This is a genomic window from Methylophilus sp. DMC16, assembly GCF_056314045.1.
In genome coordinates this window covers 914,222-934,285 of record NZ_JBQUZC010000001.1, presented here as the reverse complement: position 1 = coordinate 934,285, position 20,064 = coordinate 914,222, and the positions used below count along the sequence as shown (strand labels likewise).

The 20,064-nt window shown below is 41.0% G+C and carries 18 protein-coding genes; 16 read left to right on the top strand and 2 right to left on the bottom strand.

The window, feature by feature from the left end; genetic code table 11:
• Nucleotides 1–2 precede the first annotated feature (2 nt).
• Both ACT53D_RS04550 and ACT53D_RS04545 read right to left on the bottom strand, forming a co-directional pair.
• Entirely contained in the window at nucleotides 3–1,442 is a 1,440-nt protein-coding gene (locus tag ACT53D_RS04550) for an MOP flippase family protein (protein WP_476154709.1), read from the bottom strand.
• A 4-nt stretch (nucleotides 1,443–1,446) separates the two neighbouring features.
• Nucleotides 1,447–2,748, bottom strand: a complete 1,302-nt coding sequence (locus tag ACT53D_RS04545; protein ID WP_476154707.1) for a hypothetical protein — start codon at nucleotides 2,746–2,748, stop codon at nucleotides 1,447–1,449.
• A 104-nt stretch (nucleotides 2,749–2,852) separates the two neighbouring features.
• Between ACT53D_RS04545 and ACT53D_RS04540 the strand changes: the two genes are divergently transcribed.
• The 16 genes from ACT53D_RS04540 to ACT53D_RS04465 all read left to right on the top strand — a co-directional run bounded on the left by ACT53D_RS04540 (nucleotide 2,853) and on the right by ACT53D_RS04465 (nucleotide 19,969).
• Complete coding sequence (locus ACT53D_RS04540; protein ID WP_476154705.1) at nucleotides 2,853–3,749, top strand: glycosyltransferase family 2 protein; 897 nt, start codon at nucleotides 2,853–2,855, stop codon at nucleotides 3,747–3,749.
• Entirely contained in the window at nucleotides 3,739–4,758 is a 1,020-nt protein-coding gene (locus ACT53D_RS04535; protein ID WP_476154703.1) for a glycosyltransferase family 2 protein, read from the top strand. The genes ACT53D_RS04540 and ACT53D_RS04535 overlap by 11 nt, the downstream gene beginning before the upstream one ends.
• Nucleotides 4,759–4,761: 3 nt before the next feature.
• A complete protein-coding gene (locus tag ACT53D_RS04530; protein WP_476154701.1) occupies nucleotides 4,762–5,982 on the top strand; it encodes a glycosyltransferase family 4 protein in 1,221 nt (406 codons plus the stop codon).
• On the top strand, nucleotides 5,969–6,475 hold the full coding sequence (locus ACT53D_RS04525) for a serine O-acetyltransferase (protein ID WP_476154699.1): 507 nt from the start codon (nucleotides 5,969–5,971) through the stop codon (nucleotides 6,473–6,475). Before ACT53D_RS04530 ends, ACT53D_RS04525 begins: the two co-directional genes overlap by 14 nt.
• A gap of 112 nt (nucleotides 6,476–6,587) precedes the next feature.
• Nucleotides 6,588–8,771, top strand: a complete 2,184-nt coding sequence (locus tag ACT53D_RS04520; protein ID WP_476154697.1) for a hypothetical protein — start codon at nucleotides 6,588–6,590, stop codon at nucleotides 8,769–8,771.
• A complete protein-coding gene (locus ACT53D_RS04515; protein WP_476154695.1) occupies nucleotides 8,768–9,778 on the top strand; it encodes an acyltransferase family protein in 1,011 nt (336 codons plus the stop codon). The genes ACT53D_RS04520 and ACT53D_RS04515 overlap by 4 nt, the downstream gene beginning before the upstream one ends.
• A gap of 6 nt (nucleotides 9,779–9,784) precedes the next feature.
• On the top strand, nucleotides 9,785–11,032 hold the full coding sequence (locus ACT53D_RS04510) for a glycosyltransferase family 4 protein (RefSeq protein ID WP_476154693.1): 1,248 nt from the start codon (nucleotides 9,785–9,787) through the stop codon (nucleotides 11,030–11,032).
• The gene (locus ACT53D_RS04505; RefSeq protein ID WP_476154691.1) at nucleotides 11,029–12,138 is read left to right on the top strand and encodes a glycosyltransferase family 4 protein; all 1,110 of its coding nucleotides are present in this window, start codon (nucleotides 11,029–11,031) and stop codon (nucleotides 12,136–12,138) included. The genes ACT53D_RS04510 and ACT53D_RS04505 overlap by 4 nt, the downstream gene beginning before the upstream one ends.
• 16 nt (nucleotides 12,139–12,154) lie before the next feature.
• The gene (locus ACT53D_RS04500; protein WP_476154689.1) at nucleotides 12,155–13,249 is read left to right on the top strand and encodes a glycosyltransferase family 4 protein; all 1,095 of its coding nucleotides are present in this window, start codon (nucleotides 12,155–12,157) and stop codon (nucleotides 13,247–13,249) included.
• A gap of 22 nt (nucleotides 13,250–13,271) precedes the next feature.
• Nucleotides 13,272–14,438 carry a nucleotide sugar dehydrogenase gene (locus ACT53D_RS04495; protein ID WP_476154687.1) on the top strand — a complete coding sequence of 389 codons (1,167 nt, stop codon included), beginning with the start codon at nucleotides 13,272–13,274 and terminating at the stop codon, nucleotides 14,436–14,438.
• 134 nt (nucleotides 14,439–14,572) lie between these two features.
• Nucleotides 14,573–15,565, top strand: coding sequence for a UDP-glucose 4-epimerase GalE (galE, locus tag ACT53D_RS04490; protein WP_476154685.1), 993 nt, complete (start codon nucleotides 14,573–14,575; stop codon nucleotides 15,563–15,565).
• Between the two features lie 219 nt (nucleotides 15,566–15,784).
• Nucleotides 15,785–17,323, top strand: coding sequence for an apolipoprotein N-acyltransferase (gene lnt / locus ACT53D_RS04485; protein WP_476154683.1), 1,539 nt, complete (start codon nucleotides 15,785–15,787; stop codon nucleotides 17,321–17,323).
• Nucleotides 17,324–17,611: 288 nt separating this feature from the next.
• Nucleotides 17,612–18,133 carry an FxDxF family PEP-CTERM protein gene (locus ACT53D_RS04480; RefSeq protein ID WP_476154681.1) on the top strand — a complete coding sequence of 174 codons (522 nt, stop codon included), beginning with the start codon at nucleotides 17,612–17,614 and terminating at the stop codon, nucleotides 18,131–18,133.
• Between the two features lie 47 nt (nucleotides 18,134–18,180).
• Nucleotides 18,181–18,816 (top strand): FxDxF family PEP-CTERM protein, encoded by a 636-nt coding sequence (locus ACT53D_RS04475; RefSeq protein WP_476154679.1) that lies wholly within the window; start codon nucleotides 18,181–18,183, stop codon nucleotides 18,814–18,816.
• 77 nt (nucleotides 18,817–18,893) lie between these two features.
• Entirely contained in the window at nucleotides 18,894–19,427 is a 534-nt protein-coding gene (locus ACT53D_RS04470; protein WP_476154677.1) for an FxDxF family PEP-CTERM protein, read from the top strand.
• A gap of 26 nt (nucleotides 19,428–19,453) precedes the next feature.
• The gene (locus tag ACT53D_RS04465) at nucleotides 19,454–19,969 is read left to right on the top strand and encodes an FxDxF family PEP-CTERM protein (protein WP_194746782.1); all 516 of its coding nucleotides are present in this window, start codon (nucleotides 19,454–19,456) and stop codon (nucleotides 19,967–19,969) included.
• Nucleotides 19,970–20,064 lie beyond the last annotated feature (95 nt).

Genomic DNA, 20,064 nt, shown 5'->3' with positions numbered 1-20,064 from the left:
TATTAATTGCGAGAGATAAACTTGCGATTTAACTTATTAAAAAGGTAATGCAGCTCTTGATCATTCAGCAGCCATGCTGAACTAACATAAGCAACAAACCCAATAGCGATATTTACAACTACAACCACAAAGTTTGAGAGTTGAATCCATTCGCTCTTTAGCGACACCATCACAGCACCTACCATAATTGCTGTTGATAATAGTTTTTTACTAAAAAGCATTAAATATTCGCTAAATGCTAATCCGATGAGCTTACCGGCAGCGAGTATGTTCCATATGCCTGAAATTGCTGCCCATGCTGCATATCCATAAGTGACACCCAAAATTCCCCAGCGCATGCCTAGGCCGATGAGAACAAAAAAGATAGGGGTGAGCCATACTGTGATGTGAAACTGCTCTTTGGTTTTACCCAGTGCAGTAAACACCCACCCAACGGGAAACACAATACACTGGAACAAGCCGACAATACTTAATATTTGCAATATGGGCGCGGCCTCTAACCACTGATCACCGTATAGCAATAGCATGATTGGGGTTGATAAAACACTTAAGCCCGCCATAATCGGGAAAGAGATAAATGCGATGAGGCGGATGCATTTTTTATAAAGCTCTCTAAATGCCACTTGGTCTGTTTTAATTTTTGCCAGTGTTGGAAACATCACCTGACCCAAAATGGCGCCGATATTTTGTAATGGTAAGAGCATCAAGCTGTAAGCGCGATTGTAAATCCCTAATGGATATGCGCCTAAGAATTTTCCAATCACCAGATTATCTCCATTACGCATCCAATAATTCAAGGCATTATGCGAAACTAAATAGAGACCATAATCGAGTAGCTCTTTAGCAATAGATTTTGAAAACTCAAATGTTGGTAACCAGCGAGTAAAGCACATGTATAAAAACATCATTGCCAGTGAGTTTGAAAGGGCCTGCCAAGCTAGCGCCCATACCCCCCAACCTTGATAAGCCAAAACAAGTGCGACAATACTCGAAATTAATGTAGCAAAAAAATTTACGATCCCGATTTCTTTAAACTGCATACGTTGAGCAAGAATCGCGTTTTGGATTTGTCCCACCGACATAAGGATAAAGTTAAATGACATCAACTTGGTCAACGGTTCTAAAATCGGGTTGTTGTAGAAGTCGGCAACGTAAGCTGCGCCAAAGTAGAGCAAAAGTGTAAATACCAGGTTAATGCACAGTTGCATCCAAAAAGCGGTGGCAAGGTATTGGCTGGTCATGCGATTGAAGTAAATTAAAGCTGAATTTAGGCCAGCTTCCCCTAATATCAACGCAAATCCCGTGATGACTACTAACATCCCCATCAAGCCATATTCACCTGGAGTTAATAAGCGTGCTAAAAATACGCTAAAGGCGAGATTTAGTAATTGAGACCCCACTCTGGATAGAAATGTCCAGAAAACATGTTTAACTGTACTCATACTGTTACTTTTTTTGTTCAATAATTGTCGATAAATCCAAGATATCACCATTTAAAAGGCGATAGCTTAGTCTAGAGTTGGAGTGAGTTAAACCTTTGATAATAAATGGGTCGTACCCAGCCAACGCTGGGGTCGGTGCCACCTTATGCAGTATTTCCGCTAGCATTACTGACCACTTTTCAGGAAGTGTGAAGTTTTTTGTCATGGATGCTCTTGCCAACATTGCTTCTGCCAAAACACCGGCGCGGCCATCTTGCGTATAACTATCGCGTATGATTTTAATATAAGCAGAGTTACAGCAATATTCGATTGCATTGTCGATAATATTGATCAGCTTTTGTGATTGTTGGGGGTTAAGTACCCCTAAGCGGGTTGCGATCAATTGAAACCTGCTCAAATCATGAAGATTAAACACATGGTAGAAGAAGAAATAGCCTTGCAAGCTAATATCGCGCTCTAAATAACCATCTTTAAAAATAAAACATTGATAACGCGCTTTTAAAACACGCCGAAATGTATAGTAATAATCTATTACCCTCCATTTAATATAGTTGAGGATGCGGTTCTTTGTATTTTGTACGTTAAACATAAAACTTCGTATTGCGCTGTCTACCATTGAAAACATACGCCAACCGATACTGTTATTCTCATTAAGAACTGTCATGAGCGTGGTTATGGCGTTTTGCGCAATACTCAATAATTTTTCCTTGGTTAAAGGGTCAAATTTAACTCTCTCAATGGCGTCAAGTAAGGTAATTAATGTATCTATATGGGTATTTAATACAAGACAGTTTTCTGAAGACGAGCCCCAAACATGATTTACATAAGGGCTATCTTTTAAAGTTAATCCAATGCCCGGGATTTCAATTGTGTCGTGCAAAAGCCAGAGGCCAATATTTAACTCTTCGCTAAAAGAGAGATGCTTTTCTATAATTGAGAGCAGGTTTTCTTTATTCGGATAAAGTCCATCGCAGTGCGCTTCAACCAATAGGCGAATGGCAGCGGATGTAAAACGAAGATGAATTTCAGAGTTTTCACCAGTCCAGGCACCATGAGTCCAAAATCCGCCACATTTTTCACGCTGGATCTCTAACCTTTCAACAATTTGTTTTCGGCTATTTAAAGTATGCTCGCCTTGCGCCTTTAGAAACAAATAGGCGCTATAAGCATCCATTTCCATGGCTGTATTGTTTCGTCTGTCTATAAAGACATTATTCAATACCATCCCATGATGTATATCCTCTATCGAGGTTGAAATATACGAACCAATTGGAGTAAAGCGATTATCGTTATTAAAAATGCTCATCAAGCAAAACCTCATCTATTTGAGTTATGATTATACAAGCAGTATATATTTAAAATATCTTAATAGTAGTTGCTTTAATTTAGATACTTAAAAAGAAGAGTTTAATGTCTTATCAGCTATCCGTTGTCATTCCCGTTTATAACAGAGAGAAGCAGTTAAAAGCATCGGTAAATAGCGTGCTGCAGCAAAATATTGCCGTTGAGATTATCCTTGTTGATGACGCTTCTACGGATCAATCCGCAAATGTAATTAAAGAACTTGCATCTCAGCATCCGAATATTGTTTATAAAATACTTGAGCAGAATAAAGGTGGTGGCTTTGCCAGAAATGTGGGTATTGATCTGGCCAGTTCAAAATGGGTTGCTTTTTTGGATTCAGATGATGAGTGGTTACCAACAAAAATTAGCCGCCAGTTAGATGTTTTAAATCGAGTTGACCATGACTCTGTGCTCTGTTTTACAAACCTGCTAGTTGACGTTCATGATGGAAGTCAACCTAGTCCATGGAATTCTTTACCATTTTCTGCTCAGGACTCAGCTAAAAATTTTATTCTAAAGAAACATCAGGTCATACAAACTTCAACCATAGTCATGTCTGCCAAAGCGGCAAAAAATGTCAGATTCAACGATCATCTACGCCGGCATCAAGACATAGATTTTGTTTTAAGATGCGAGCAAGCTGGTGTTGCATTTATTTACCTTGACGAGTATTTAGTTAGATATTCGGCAGACCCAAAACAAAATAGGGTTTCCAAACGCGTCAATGCAAGACCATCACTTGCATGGTTAGAGGTTGCTCGTGAATATCTGACCACAGAGGAGATTGACGCATTTTATCTGTATCAGGTATTCGATATGCATTTCAAAGATGAACCCTTAGGTGCTCTTCAACGTGGGTTGAGTGCCGCAAGCCGAGGGCAAGAAAGCTACCCCAAGTTTTGCAAAAGAGTTTTAAAACAACTCATACCGCAATTTATCAAAAAAATCTACCATGCTCTCTGAAACTAGTCTTCAATCTGAAAATTTAAAGCCTGTTGTGTCGGTATTAATGCCGATTTATAACTGCGAGCAATACCTGAAAGAGACTCTAGACTCTCTTTTAAGGCAAACCTTTTCTTCATTCGAAGTGTTGCTCGTCAATGATGGGTCAACTGACAATAGCCTCGAGATACTGGAGAAATATGCCACGCAAGATAGTCGATTTAAGATCATTAATCAGCACAATCAAGGTATTGTAGCGGCGCTCAATAATGGTTTGGCCCATGCACAAGGTCAGTATATTGCCAGGCTGGATGGAGATGATATTGCCCATCCTGAACGATTGAGTATTCAAGTTGAATATTTGAAGACGCATCTTGAATGTATTTGTGTCGGAAGCCTTTACCGAGTCATAGATCAAAACAATAAATTAATAGGATTCCAGAATAAAGGTGGACCATTCAAGCAAACTAATCTTGACCAATTTCCGCCGCATGTCGCTACATTGCCTCACCCCTCCATTATGCTTAGGAGGGCTGACCTAGTTGCTGAAAAAGGGTATAGAACTTTTTTTCATCATGCAGAGGATTATGATTTATTCTTAAGACTCTCTCGCAAAGGAACGCTGGATATCATACCGCTACACCTGCTGGATTATAGAGTGCATTCAGGGTCACTCTCTGCACAAAACTTGCAAAAACAACTCGATAGTGCGTTTAAAGCACTATTGGCTGCTATGTATGTTCATGCAGGCAAAGCAGATCCTTTCAATCAAGAGATTGATTTGACCATTGGTCAACTGATTGAATCATTTGATCCTAAAATGCAACGACTTTTTGAGAATTACAGGCGGCTACGGGTGATTGGAGGGTGGTTAAATCGTGGTCAGCGCTCACAAGCTTGCCATGCCTGTTATGTTTTTTTTAAGCTTGCTCTTTTAGACTTGCCTAAGCTCTTTAAAGATAAACGCTATTGGGGCGTAGTTAAAGCCGGGGTTAAAGATAAACTCAAGATCATATTAAATCGGGTCTAGACTATGAAGCTTGGCATTAAAATTTTGTATCTTATTTTGGATGGTTTTCCTACCTTTAGGCCTGATGTTGCCTCGCTTTGGGGTAAGTATTTGCCTAAAAAACAGGTGTTTTGTGAGGTAAGTACAACTCAAACAAAAGAAACATCGTCTACAGAGTGGCACTCAGGAAGCACTTATTTGTATGAGCCTCATCAGAATAAAGTGATAGAGCAGTTTGGCTCCTTTTGGCACGACTGTAAGGTATTGTGGCATGTGAGAAAAACTCAATACGATGCAATCCAGGTTAGAGATAAAACGTTTATATGCTTGCCGGCGATGCTATTTGCGCGTGCACTAGGCATCCCTTTTTTTTACTGGATGTCTTTTCCAATGACAGACTCATTAGTTAGGCTTTCTTCGCGGATTGATTGGAAAAGGCAATTATTGAGATGGATTTTTCTAACTGTTCGTGGGCGTATTGGTGGCTTTTTGCTATACCGTTTTATTTTGCCTACGGCTCATCATATATTTGTTCAAAGTGACCGCATGTTGGAAGACTTGGTGGCGAAAGGTATTAAGCGTGAAAAAATGACCGCCGTACCCATGTGCATTGATCCTGATCGATTTAAAAGTCCATTACCATTTATACCATCTGCCCATAAAGTTGTTGGTTATTTGGGGGAATGTAGCCGTGTAAGGAGAGTTGACTTTTTAATGGAGGCGGTGGCCATAGCAAAATTACAAATTCCTGATATTGAGTTATTGATTGTCGGGGATGCATATGAGCCTGCAGATAAAGCCTTTTTGGCTGAAACAATTGCCCGGTTAAATTTAGAGGATAATGTAGTAATCACTGGGTGGTTACCTTCTGATGAGGCTTTAAAGGCTTTTGCACGTGTTGAGGTGGCACTTGCAATTATGGCGCCTGATCCCTTACTTGACTCTACCACTCCTACCAAGCTTGTTGAATATTTAGCAATGGGTAGGCCGGTGATTGCAAATAACCACCCTGATCAAAGTTTTGTTATCAACCAAAGTCAAGCTGGGTTATGTGTTGATTTTGATAAGGATCAATATGCAAGCGCTATTGTGAGCTTGCTTAGTGATGCCAATAATCAAAAAAACATGATTGATAGAGGGAGAGATTGGGTTATGAAAAATCGCTCTTATGACATTTTAGCTAACATACTAGCTAAAAAGTATGAGAATCTTTTCAATGATAGTAAATTAAATGAACATAATTAAGTTGATTGTTGAGGATTGCAAGTCTCAAAGAGAGGGCATATTTGCTCAAGGTTTTTGGGCATTGATGATTTATAGGTTTTCTCACTTAAGAATGAAATGCCCTTATAAAGTTATAAGAGTGCCTTGGCGAGTGGTTAATCTGATACTACAGAAACTTGTTGAAATTATTACTGGTATTTCGTTGCCGGAGTCTGCAACATTAGGTCGCAGACTTTCTATTGAACATTTTGGCTCAATAATTCTGCACGGCAATGTTGTCATTGGGAATGACTGTTTGATTAGGCAAGGGGTCACCATCGGTAATCAGGGTATTAAAGACCCTGCTGGCGCACCATGTATTGGAAATAATGTTGAGATAGGTGCGGGAGCAAAGATTATTGGCCGAATTAATATTGGTAATAATGTGAAAGTAGGGGCAAATGCTGTTGTAATTAAAGATGTACCCGCTGATTGTATAGCGGTTGGTATTCCCGCTAGAAACATCAATAAATAAAAGGCGTTCATGATGGTGCTTCTGAAACAAACAGCTTTGAACTTGATGGTGATACTTTTATTACCGATTAAATTATAGCTACTAATAATATTGAGATTGACTGGTTAATATAATGTTTAGTCAAAAACTAATCTGCTTTTTACTGTTATCAGTACTTATAAATACTTGCAAATCTGAAACAAACACTTGGCTTTCTTTAACAAACTCTTCACTTGAACCCGATGTTGGGTCTGCGCTCGATTTAAGTCAACTCTCAAATTATCGAAACCCAGACAATAAGAACACCCAAGAGATTATCGTTAATGGAGAGCATTTTGTTAGCTTGCTTAATAATAAAAATAAAGTCCGCTTTTTTACTGCAACCTTGGGCTTTGCCCCAAATAACAATGGCTTTCCTACACATGCTGAATCAGATCGTTTAGCTGTAATGATCAAGCGTCGCGGCTATAACGCGGTTCGAGTCCATTTTGTTGAAGCAATGCTCATGGATAAGCAAACAATAGATTTTGGATTTAATTCTGAGCAGCTAGACCGATTTTATTATTTGATTTCAGCCTTAAGAGCTCAAGGCATGTACTTTTTTGTGGATATGCTTGGTTCTTGGAATGGCGCTTATGGTGATGTTAAAGGGCATCGCTGGACTCGTGGCCAGCATGATGTAGTTTTGGGGTCCTTATTACCAGGGAGCGACCGAGATCATTGGTTAAAGTTGGTGAAAGCTTTATGGTTAAAAGAGAATCCCTATACGAAATTACCAACATTACTTGATCCAGCTGTAGCCGGGGTGGTATTAGTCAATGAAGGTGATTTGGATCATTTGTTAAGAGGTGGGCCTAATTATGAATTATTGTCACCATTTAAAGAGTGGTTGCTGAAAAAGTATAAGTCGCAACAGGGCTTAATGCGCTCAACCAATGTAGACATTTCTAATTTAAAACTCCCCTCTATCAATGAAAAGAGCTCTATAGCCGCTGACTTTCAACAGTTCGCTTCTGAGTTACAGATTGATCAAATTGAATGGATGAAGTCACAACTCGCGCAACTCGGTTATAAAGGGCCGGTAACTGCGTTAGATACATACCCTAGTTACCATAATGCAGCAAGTAGAGCCAAGCTATCGTTTGTAGATATGCACCAATATGCTGATAGTATAGATGGTGGCATGATAGAGCCAGGGGCAAAGCTCAACTCTGGGAAATGGCCTGGTCGTTTGCTTGATGGTAAAAGTAGATATTTTGACAAGTTGGCTTGGTCACGTCAATTCGGTCAACCCTTTACGGTTACTGAGTATGGGCAGCCTTTTTGGAACAAATATCGTTGGGAGGTTGCTCCACTTACCGCGGCTTATGCAGGTTTGCAAGACTGGTCTTTGATTGCTCATTTTGGCAATGTTTTTAGTCTTTCGCGACCAGCGAGTGGCAATTGGAGGCAAATGATGGTGCCATATGAAATTGGCACAGACCCCACATTACTAGCTGGCGAAACTATGGCTGCGTTTTTGTTTGGTCGCGGCGATGTCACTGCATCAAAATCTAGGCTCATGCTAAACATAAAATCAGCAGAAGTGGATGGTCTAGCTGCTGATAGATTTGTCCCTTGGTCATTAGCGCAATCTCAATATATTCTTGGTGTGGGGATCAATGTAGATAGTTCCGCTACAGAGACGGCGCAGACAGGTCAATTGTCTCTCAGTGAGGACCAATTATCGTTTCAACAAATATACCAGCGTTTACTTGAGGCGAAAGTCATCTCTTTAAACGATGTAACCTCTGCGAAATTGCAACGCTACCAGAGCACTACTGGAGAGCTGCTTTTTGACGCAAGTACTCAGTCTATGACGGTAAATACCAAAGGATCGATTGCCGTGTTGGGTGGCAGTGGCAGTAAAGTTAAAGGTCCTTTCGCATCAATTACTGTCGATAGCGGTGAAGGGGCGTTTATGCTTGCAGATTTAGGTGTTGGCGACCTGAGTAAAAGCAAGCGGGCGCTATTAATTATGTCAACTGATAGCCGTAATACGGGAATGACATTTATAGATAGTGAGGAAAAGGTTTTAGGAAAAATTGGTACATTTCCTGCCCTAATTAAAAATGCAACAATTACAGTTGAGCTCGGACCAGCATTAACTTCAACAGGAAATAAATGGAGATTATTTTCATTAAACTTTAACGGTAAACGTTTAAAAGAATTGCCGTTAACGATGCTTAACGGAGGAAAGTTACAAGCAAAAGTTAATCTTAACTTTTTAGCCCCCAACGTTACTCCTTACTTTGAATTGGTAGCTGAAAAGATATGAGTCGATTTGACGTACTTGATGGAATTCGTGGTTTTGCTGCTCTGATGGTTTTGTTACATCATATTGAGGGCGGCTATCGCCCTGAATTAAGAGTTTTTTATAATGGCTTCCTTGCTGTTGATCTTTTTTTTATGCTTAGTGGTTTTGTTATTGCTCATTCTTATAACAAAAAATTTAAGGATGGGTTGCCTTTCTGGACGTTCGCTAAAATCAGATTAATACGCTTGTATCCAATGACTCTTTTAGGTGCCTTGTTAGGTACAGTTGCACAGTTTGGCTTATATTGGGATTCCACTGTTCTATTATCTCTAATTAAGCAGTTGACCTTTGCACCCTCGTTTAATACTACCAATATATATCCTTTGAATGGTATTCAGTGGACTTTATTTTTCGAACTTTTAATAAATTTTGTCTATGCGCTTGGCTTATGGAAACTCAGTAATCGAAATTTGTTCATTCTGGTTATTGTTTCATTTCTTACTTTAGTTTATACAGGCCATCACTTTAGCTCAATTGGCGTCGGCTGGGGCTCTATAAATTTTTGGGGGGGATTTTCAAGGGTATTTTTTGGTTTCTTTACCGGAATAGCTATTTATAGATTAGTTACAAGTCATAAATTCAATTTAAATACTTCTTTTTCTGGTTGGATGATCGTCGCTACATACATTTTAGTTAGTTTAGCTTTTTCAGTATTAGTAAAGAATACTTGGAAAGTGGATCTTATACTCGTTGGGCTAGTTTTGCCCATAATTGTGTTTTTATCAGCAACTGCAGTTTGTAGTTCAATCGTGGAAAGGCAAGTTATGTATTGGGCAGGTTTGTTATCATATCCTGTATATGCAATACAAGGACCTATTAGAAACGTACTAATTAGGGAGTGGGGGCTGAACTCCCAAAGTTTGAATACTTATTGCATAACTTTATGCGTGATTGTTATTACCTCATATCTTGCTTTACGTTTTTTTGATGAGCCATGTAGACGTTATCTACGTAGATCATTTCTATGATCGATTATGCAAAATTTTCAAACTTTTAAAACAAATAAAAAGTATAACAATATGGATAATAAAAGGTTGTGTATTGTTGTTCCTGAGATGCTCCCAGTTCCAGCTGTTAAGGGTGGCGCTATTGAACACTGGGTTGAAGAGGCATCGAAGTATTTAGTTGATGTGTATAAGGCGTTAACTGTAGTCTCTAGACCCTCGGGTGTTTCACATATCATTAATAATGGTATTGAGTTTGTTGGTGTGCCATGGACGCCTCTAGAAAAATGGTGCTATCAGTTTAAAGAAAAAGCTTCGAGAAAAAATCCATTAAGGCAACTTGCTAAAATTCAAAATGTTTACTCGTATAGCAAACGAGTGGCTGAAATTGTTAAAGATTATGATCTGATCGTTGTTCATAACGAACCCAATATTCTTTTATTTATTCAAAAACAGCCTAATCAACAACTTATTCTTCATATGCACAATGAGCATTTGGGGATTAAAGCTTTTAGGTTGCTTTATAAGCGTGCGCTACTTAAGGTGGATAAAGTCATTTGTGTTAGTGATTATATTCGTCGTAAAGCGGTAGAGGCATTTCCAGAGTATGCAGATAAATTTTGCGTAGTTTTTAACTCTACGGATTCCGAAGTTTTTAAACCTTATGGCGAAACTGCTTTAGGTGAGCTTCAGGGGGTCGTTGAGTTTAAAGCTGATTATAAGTATCTGCTTTATGTTGGTAGATTGACTCCATTAAAAGGTGTTCATGTCTTGATAAAAGCTTTTGTCAAAGCGTTAGAGGTGACCCCCAATTTAAGGTTAATCATTACCGGCTCTTCGTTTTTTGGAGGTGCCGCAAGAACTCCGTACGAGGAGTATCTTATTAATATTGCGACACCTGTCCAAGACAAGATTATTTTCACGGGTTTTTTACCTCATGAGAAATTAAAGTATTTGTATTCTCAAGTTGATGCCATTGTTCTGCCTTCTGTTTGGCAAGATCCTTGTCCTCTTGTGGTACTAGAGGCAATGAGTTCTGGGACTTGCTTAATTGCGACAAAGGTGGGAGGTATTCCAGAGGTTGTTGAAAATGATATTAACGGTATTCTTGTGTCGCCTGATGATGAAGATGAGCTCGCGATCGCCATGGTTGGTCTTTTATCGGACGAGAGCAAGATGATCAAAATTGCACATGCTGCAAGAGAAAAAATAAAGCGTGGCTACACATGGCAACGGTTGACTAATGACTTGGTAAAGGTGTTTGAATCCATATTATGATTGCAATTGTTTACCCTCAGTTTTACGGCGTTGGTGGTATCGCGCGCTATCTTGATTCCTTTTTGAGTAACTTAACAGATAGTGGGGTAAAGGTTTATCTCATAACTGGTGATGAGCATAGTGAACATAGAGTCTATAAGAACGTAGAAATTATCCATGTGCCTTTTAAAAGCAACCGTCTAAACCTTTTTTATTGGGGATTGTCGGTCAGAAAATTACTCAAAAAGCTTTATCAAGAAAATAAAATACAGTACGTAAATTTTCACTTTCCACCGCTAATTCCCGGATTATTTTTACCTGCTAATGTGCCTATGATTTTGACGGCACATACAACTTATCTAGGTATGTCAGGCAACTTTTATAATCCACGGTTGTTTGAGGGACAGTGGAGTAGGCTGTCGATTGCTATCAAATCGTGGATGGAGCGTTGCATATTTAAAAACACCACCAAGGTCATTACGTTGACTGAGCAAGGAAGACAAGAGGTTTTAGCTTATGGGTATAAGCGTGAAATTGTTGTGATACCTAATGGGGCTGATACCACAAAGTTTACCCCTGACTTTAGTATTAAAAAAGATATCGATGTCATATTTTGTGGCCGCATTGAGCTCCGCAAAGGCAGCCGTCCTATGGTTGAGGTTTGCCAAAAGTTGATTCAGAGGAAACCTGATATTCGTATTGCGATTGTTGGTTATGGCGATGACGACATTTACGTAAATGAGTCTTTAAGTGCTTACAGTGAAAATATTTTTTTGGCCGGCAAAGTACCGTTTTCGGAGATGATCAGTTTTTATAATCGCAGCAAAGTATATGCCTCAGCCTCTTATTATGAGGGATTGCCTGGCACTTGCCTTGAGGCATTGGCAATGCAGTTACCAGCCGTTGTATGGGACTTTATGTTTTATCAAGGGTTGGTCGTCGAAAATAAAACAGGTTATTTAGTCGAGCCAAACAATCACGACCTGATGGCCGAAAAAATTATTTCCTTGCTGAATGAACCTGATCTTGCTGCTCGAATGGGCGAGTCAGGTAGAGTTTTGCTCAAAAAAGAATATAGTTGGGCGAAGCTGGCCAAGGACGTCTTAGAGGTCTTTAAGCATGCGTGAGCGGCCTTTGCATGTCATGATGGTTGGGTTACGGGGTTTTCCTGATGTGCAAGGTGGAGTAGAAACACATTGCGAGAATCTTTGCCCCGAGTTGGTAAAGCTGGGCTGCAAGGTGACTGCCTTGGTAAGGTCCCCTTATCAACCTTCAGGCGTTAGTGATATTTGGCGAGGTGTACACCTTGTCCGGTTATGGGCCCCGAAATCACGTTCCTTGGAGGCGATTGTACATAGTTTGATAGGTGTCTTTTATGCTGCCATCAAGCGTCCTGATATTTTGCATATCCAAGCGATAGGGCCAGCGTTGGTGACGCCTCTGGCGCGTTTGTTTGGCCTTAAAGTGGTGGTGACGCATCATGGCCCTGATTATGATAGGCAAAAATGGGGGCGTTTTGCCAAGTTTGCCTTGGAGTCTGGCGAACGTTTGGGCGTGCGGTTTTCTAATGCTGTGATTGTGATTTCAAAAACCATTGAGCATTTGGTGTTAAATAAATATCAGGTGAATTCTGCGGTGATCCCTAATGGTGTGAGTCTTCCTCCGATTCCTGAAAGTAAAAGCGTTTTGGCTCAGTTTGGTTTAATTTCTAATCAATATATTTTGTTAGTAAGCCGTTTGGTTCCAGAAAAAAGACATTTTGATTTGATTGAGGCTTTTAGAAGAAGCAACTTGATAGGCTGGAAATTAGTTTTAGCTGGGGCTTCTGATCATCCTGATGCTTATGTGCAGCAATTGATCGACATTGCGGCGCAAGATGAACGTATTGTAATGACTGGCTTTCAGAAGGGGCTAGCCCTGTGTGAGTTGTATGGGCATGCGGGCTTTTTTGTGTTGCCTTCGTCTCATGAAGGCTTGCCGATTGCAATGTTGGAGGCTTTAAGTTATGGCTTGCCTGTGATTGCGAGTGATATTCCGGCTAATCTTGAAGTGGGGTTGGAGAGCGACTGTTATTTTGCGCTTGGAAATATCGAAAACTTAAGGGACAAATTGATTAAACAGGCTCAGCAAACAGTTAGCCAAGAGACTAAGGTTAAGTTGAGAGATTGGGTCAAAGCGCGATATAACTGGCTGCAAATATCAAAAAAAACCAAGCAAGTCTATGACGGTTTAATTTAATCTTGTGTAAATAGGGTAGAACATGAAAATTGCAATTGCAGGTACTGGGTATGTTGGTTTGTCGTTAGCAGTGTTATTAGCGCAGACTAACGAGGTCGTTGCACTGGATATCGTCCCGGAAAAAGTGGCTCTGTTGAATCAGAAAAAATCGCCGATTGTAGACCGTGAGATTGAAGACTTTTTAGCGCATAAACAGCTTAATTTTAAAGCGACTACAGACAAGCAGGAGGCTTACACAGGGGCTGAGTTTGTTATCATTGCCACGCCAACAGATTATGACCCTGAAACCAACTACTTTAATACCCGCTCTGTTGAGGCGGTGATTAAAGATGTAATGGCGATTAACCCCAATGCGGTGATGGTGATCAAATCTACCATTCCGGTGGGGTATACGGAAAAAATTCGCGCTGAGCTCAATTGTAAAAACTTGATTTTCTCACCAGAGTTTTTGCGTGAAGGTAAAGCCTTGTATGACAACCTGTATCCTTCGCGGATTGTGGTGGGTGAGGTTTCTGAGCGTGCGCAAACCTTTGCCAATTTGCTTAAAGATAACTGCTTGAAGCCGGATGTGCCGGTGTTATTGACCAATAGTTCAGAGGCTGAGGCGATCAAGCTCTTTGCGAATACCTTCCTTGCAATGCGTGTGGCTTATTTCAATGAGTTGGACACTTATGCCGAGTCCCATGGCCTGGATTCACGCCAGATTATTAATGGCGTGTGTATGGACCCGCGCATTGGCAATCATTACAACAACCCTTCGTTTGGTTATGGTGGCTACTGCTTGCCTAAAGATACCAAACAGCTGCTGGCTAACTATTCACAAGTACCACAAAATCTGATTAATGCGATTGTGGAAGCGAACACGACGCGTAAAGACTTTATTGCCGATAGCATTATCAAGAAAAAACCAAAAGTGGTTGGCATTTACCGCTTGATCATGAAGGCAGGGTCTGACAACTTTAGAGCGTCTTCGATTCAGGGCATCATGAAGCGCATTAAAGGTAAGGGGATTGAGGTGGTTGTTTATGAACCCGTGCTAGAAGAATCGGAGTTTTTTAACTCGAAAGTAGTGAATGATTTAAACCAGTTTAAGCAAATCTCTGATGTCATTATTGCCAATCGCCATGCCAAAGAGCTCGAAGATGTGGTCGACAAGGTTTACACACGAGACCTATTTGGCAATGACTAAGCCATCTTTATAAGATTACAAATCTAGCGCTACAAACTACCTTATTCAGTGGCTACCTAAGATTCAGGCATGTCGGGAGAGAGTTAAAACTATGTTCAATTTGTTTAATATAAAACATCAAAAGGGATACTAAAATGCGTGTATTAGTTGTTGGTGGAGCCGGATATATTGGCTCACATATGGTCAAGATGCTGTTTGGTGCAGGGCATGAGGTGATTACCCTGGATAACTTGTCCAGTGGTCATCGAGATGCGGTGTTAGGCGGTGTGTTTGTTGAGGGTGACTTGGCTGATATCGATTGCTTGCACAAAGTGTTTTCCGAGCACCAGCCTGATGCTGTTATGCATTTTGCTTCCTATATCCAGGTGGGCGAGTCTGTGCGCAAGCCAGACATCTACTACCGTAACAATGTCACAAACACTTTAAATTTGCTGGATACCATGCTCAAGTTTGATGTGAAAAAATTTATTTTCTCATCCACGGCAGCGGTATTTGGTGAGCCAGACTATGTGCCGATTGATGAGGCGCATCCTAATCGCCCCTTAAACCCTTATGGCCGATCAAAACTTATGATAGAGCATGTTTTGGCAGATTATGCCAAGGCTTTTGATTTCAGGTCTGTTTGCTTACGCTATTTTAATGCTGCGGGCGCAGACCCTGAGGGGCAGCTGGGTGAGCGCCACGACCCTGAGACACATTTGATCCCGTTGATTTTACAGGCCGCCTCTGGGCGTCGTGAAAACATTCAGGTGTTTGGCCGTGACTATGATACGCCGGATGGTACATGTATCCGAGACTATATTCACATTGTAGATTTATGCGCTGCACATCTTGCTGCGTTAGATTATTTGGAAAGTGGTGGCGAGAGTGACCGCTTTAATCTGGGCAATGGCTCTGGCTTCTCTGTACAGGAAGTGCTCGATGCAGTGCAAAAAGTCTCTGGCAGATCGGTTAAGGTGATTGATGGCCCGCGTAGAGAGGGGGATCCAGCGAGGCTGGTGGCAGATGCAAAGCGCGCAAGGAGTATTTTGAACTGGAAGCCGGTGTTTACCGACCTTGAAACGATTGTTAAACATGCCTGGCAGTGGGAGTTGAAGTGTCTAGATGCTGACTCAAATGCAAATTAGAGGAAATAGTAAATCTTGTTCCAACGTGGTATTTGATAAACGATTATGCCTGGAAGAGCTCGCTATAAGCTTGTTTAATTTATTTTGTCAGGAATATTCAGCAAGGTTGTCATTGCCAATGGAACCCATTAATCAAATTTCTTTAGAGGAAAAACAAGCTTGATTGATATTTGTATACTCCTTTAAATGATCAACTTTAATCAGATAGCACGAATACGTTTGAGCATTTCGCATGCATTCAAATCTCATTTGCATGAACCTGCTTATTTACTAGTCACTGCTGCAGTGTCAGGCGCACTCACCGTTTTGGGGTTTGCGCCTTTTTATTTTTATCTTGTTCCATTTGCGACGCTTTTAGTTTTGTATTGGTTGCTTGACCAGAGTAGCACGCCTGGTCAAGCTGGATGGGTTGGTTTGTCCTTTGGCTTGGGAATGTACGCGGCAGGTCTCTCGTGGATGGTGGGTACGTTGCACGACTTTGGCGAAATGCCGTCATGGCTAGCTTATATTTCTACGATCATGTTATGCCTGTATTTGGCCAGTTTTACTGCTGCGGCTACGTGGTTGGTAGTTTATACCCGGTCCTTATGGTTTTTACCTTTGGCCTGGGGGATGGCAGACTGGCTGCGCAGCTGGATATGTTCGGGATTCCCATGGTTGACAATGGGCTACAGTCAGGTGCCTTCGAGTGTCTTGAGTAGTTACTTGCCAGTGATGGGCGTGTATGGATTAAGCATCATCGTGGTGGCGATGGCAGCACTGATTTTTTACATGCTTAGGTTTCGAGGCCATAGACGCTGGATCAATGCTCTGTCAGCGTTAGTCATTGCTGGTATCGCAATGACTCTTCAGCACATCACCTGGACAACCCAAATAGGCACTCCTGTCAGTGTTGCTTTACTACAGGGGAATATCAGCCAGCAGACTAAATGGTCTGTTGAGCAGAGCAAGCAAATTATATTGAGCTACCTTGATTTGCTTGACCAAGCGGATGCGCGCGTTGTTGTTTTGCCAGAAACGGCATTCCCGATTTATCGCTCGCAAGCGATGGGCAAAACACGTGGCAAGCTACTGGGATTGGCCTCAGAAAAACAGGCTGATATCCTTATCGGGATGCTTGATTGGCAAAACGGTGCAGAGGGCCGAAAAAAATTTAATGCTGTTGTAAATTACGGAATCTCTGGATTACAGATACAACATAAAGTACATCTGGTACCGTTTGGAGAGTTCATCCCTCTGCCGCTTTTGTTTGCACCCATGTACGCGTATTGGTTTCATATGCCGCATAATGATTTTTCAGTAGGCAAAAGGCAACCGCTGTTCTCACTTGGTCAAGCTGAGGTCGCAATTTCAATTTGTTATGACGACCTATTTGGTGGTGATTTGGCTGAATATGCCAGAAATGCAGACTACTTGCTGAGTGTCAGTAACGGGGCTTGGTTTGGTAAGAGTGCTGGTCTCGAACAGTACCTGCAATTTAGCCAGGCTCGTGCCATTGAGAATCAAAAAATCATTGTGAGAGCGAGCAATAATGGTGTAACGGCCTTTATTGATAAAACAGGTGAAGTTATAAAACGAGCGCCCAAGGACGAACGTTATATCCTCAGGCACAGGGTGCAGCCCTACCATGGAAGTACGCTTTACAATCTCTGGCAAGATACGATGTTCTGGGGACTGCAACTCATTGGTTTCATTACTCTGATCGCAAGACTATGGATTGTCAAAAAAAATTCACAAAACCATTCCACTTGTGTGTAAAATGGTGTATGTATAAGTGCACTCTAATAGTGCATCAGAATTGAAAAGCCGGTTTATTTGGAGCATAACTGGTGGCTAAAAGCACTTTTTAGCCAATGTTTTAAAAATAAAATGTTTAAAATCAACATTTTAATATTTTTGTAATATTGGTATATTTCTTGCTGCGATAATAAATAATAAATGGCAGTAAGTGCTTTGAGTTTGATTAGAGTAAGTATTAGCCCAAATGGGTAGTTTTACGAATAAAAGAATTTATATATTGTATTAATAACATTGAGGAGAATTAAAGTGACTAAATTGACAGGTTTTGCATTAGCAACATTGCTTGTATCTGGTTTTGCTACCAATGCAAGCGCCGCAACTGCAACGTTGGGTGCAGGGAGTACCAATTTGATTATTACTGCGCCATCCGGTACAAATGGTGCGAGTGTTACTTTTAATGATCTCTTTAACTTTACTTTGACTGGCCCAGGTAAAGTGAGCTATCAAGTGACTGAGAAAGAGTTCCAGTTTGGTGTTCCAACCCCTAGCGGATTTTTAACTTATCAACTGTATGATATTGATGACAGTTCTCTAACATATGGCTTATACAACTCAGCCAATCAACTAGTCACCAATTTAAACAGCCTGACCAGCGGTGCTTACTCCTTCAAGGTGTCTGGTTTGACCACAGGTCTGCTCGGCGGTCAATACTCCCTTAAAATGAACATTACGGCGCTTCCAGTGCCTGAGCCAGAAACCAATCTGATGATGTTGTTAGGCTTGGCGGCTATTGGCCGCATCGCATATCGCAAAAAAACTTCAGCTTAATTTGTTGATTAGCTGATTTTTTATATTGCGTATATGGGAGAGCTCAAATGAAATTAACAACATCTTTAGTCCTGGCTGGATTATTAACTGTAAACGGCTTTGCGTATGCTGGAACACCTTCTTCCAGCATACCCTCAACAACGTCTACCAACATTTCATCTGATTTGTTTGCAGATGGAGACTTTAACGTTAGCAAGTCTTATGAAGGCAACAAGACTTTCACTGATAATTACACCTTTAATTTGAATTCTCAGCGTCTGCAAGAATTCAATTCGCTGTCCGCATCTTTGAACTACACCAACTCTAAATCTGTTGGTTGTGCACTATTGATTTTTTGTGGTGTATCAAATACCGGCTTTAGTAACTTGAATGTGACACTGACAGCCCCTTCTGGTAGCACAACAAGTGGAACGACGACAACTGGCTCCACTAACAGCAGCGTATTTGTGATTCCTATTCTGGTTTGGAGTGCAACGACTTCCACCCAAAACACAGTATCTACTGACTGGATTAGTTTGCTGTCGACAGGAAACTACACACTGTCAGTTTCTGGTACGACACTGAAAAGTGGTGGTGGCTACAGCCTAGGTGTGACTGCTGTTCCTGAACCACAGACGGCAGCCCTGGCAGCATTGGGTTTGGGCCTGATGGGTTTCATTGCACGTAGAAAAAGATTTGAATAAGTCCTTGCTGGATTTATTTTGCTAATTTGAGTGATTTTTACGTTTTACAATTTATTTTATATCTTGAGGAGTAGTTCATGACTACAGTCTTTTCCACTAAAAAAGTGATCGCTGCGTTGTTTTTGAGCGCTGGTTTGATCTCTAATGCTGGTGCAGCTGCTTACAGCCTGAATACCAGTGTGGCTGCAGGCAATTTCACCAACACCTATTCTTTCAGTGTCGACAATGGTTACACTGCAAGCTTGTTTGGTAATTTGACCAGTTCGTATGACCTTTTCACCGACACAGGCTCTCTTATCGGAACAAATGTGTCATCAATCACTCTGAGTAGCGGTGCTTTCACATCCAGCTACACGTTAACTGATGATGATGTAGCGGGTGACTCAAGCTGGTTGGCCTACACCAAAACGTTTAACTTCTCTGCACTGAATTTGACTGCAGGTAATTATATTCTGACTGTAAAAGGTAAAGCATTCTCGAGTGATACTTATGCTGGTAGCTTTGCAGTTTCAACCACAGCCTTACCTGTTCCTGAACCAGAAGCATACGGCATGATGATGCTGGGCTTGGGTTTGTTTGGTCTAGTTGGTTACCGTCGTAAATCCGCATAATCAAGGATCAACTAAGGAGATTTAGTATGTTAACCCGTCATCTGAAAACGGTTTTACTCGCAGCAGTCGCTTCCACTTTGAGTGTGAGTGCAAATGCTGCAGTGTATGGTTTAAATCAAAGCAACATTGCCCCAGGTTCTTTTTCATATACTGTTAATTTTAGTATTTTGTCAGGCAATGTTGGTTCTTTGACAGGTCAAGTTGACTCAGTATTTAGAAGCATTGGATCGACTAAGGCCGCTGGTTTTGATATTACAGACATCTTGTTATCCACAGGTAGCTTGATTAAAGCTGACAATGAAGTGATAACGTCATTGGGTTCACCACGTACTAAGACGACAGATTCCTTCTCGTTTTCTAACAATGCACTTGCAGCAGGTAACTATACTTTGACTGTTTTTGGTAACTCCTACAGCTCAAATGCAAGTTTTTCTGGTGGATTCGAGGTAGTCACTTCCCCAGTGCCTGAGGCAGAAACCACAGCAATGATTGGTCTCGGCTTGGGTTTAATGGGATTGATCTCACGTCGTAAGAAACAGTAATTTGTTTTAAATTAGAAAAGGCCATGTTTTACATGGCCTTTTTTTATTGGATTAGCCCATGTGGGTCATATCGCACGGTCTGGTTTTACCGCATT